Origin of the sequence: Streptomyces sp. WG5 (genome assembly GCF_049974565.1) — a bacterium.
Lineage (GTDB): Bacteria > Actinomycetota > Actinomycetes > Streptomycetales > Streptomycetaceae > Streptomyces.
Genome location: NZ_JBNGGC010000183.1, coordinates 1 through 571, shown reverse-complemented (window position 1 = coordinate 571; position 571 = coordinate 1). Strand labels below are relative to the sequence as shown.

Sequence of the window (571 nt, the reverse complement as noted above, 5' to 3'; positions counted from 1 at the left end):
CACAAAGCTCGCCACAGGATTCCCCGGCAATCCGATAAACGGCGTGCCGCCGATGACCCCCATCGCAACCGGGCGCCCCGGCTTGATCGCCATCCGCCACAGCACCAGCGTACCGACGCTCTCGACGGCGGCCTTGACGTGATCCTCCTCCCCCGTGGACACGCCGCCCGAGGTAAGGATCAGGTCGTGACGGATTGAAGCGTCTTTCAGCGCCGCGGCAAGAGACGCGCGGTCGTCACGCAGAATGCCAAGATCGCTGACTTCGCAGCCGAGCCGCTTCAACAGGGCAGTCAGCATGAAGCGGTTGGAATCGAACAACTGCGCGGCGGCGCGCGGAGCACCGGGCGAAACCACTTCGTTGCCGGTCGAAAACACAGCGACCCGCAGCCGCCGCCTCACCTCGACGCGCGTCAATCCAAACGCTGCGATGAGCGCGATGTCCTGGGGACGCAGCCGCCGGCCCGCAGGCAACGCGGCATGACCTTCGGCGATGTCCTCGCCCACAGGCCGCACGTTCGCTCCAGCCTTGAGGCCCGGCGGCAGCACAACGTTGCCAGCCGCGTCGATCCGC

The 571-nt window shown here is 67.1% G+C and carries 1 protein-coding gene; it reads right to left on the bottom strand.

The window, feature by feature from the left end; genetic code table 11:
* A partial coding sequence (locus ACP4IX_RS36520) for a molybdopterin molybdotransferase MoeA (protein WP_426558982.1) occupies positions 1-546 on the bottom strand: 546 nt, incomplete at its 3' end.
* Positions 547-571: the final 25 nt, after the last annotated feature.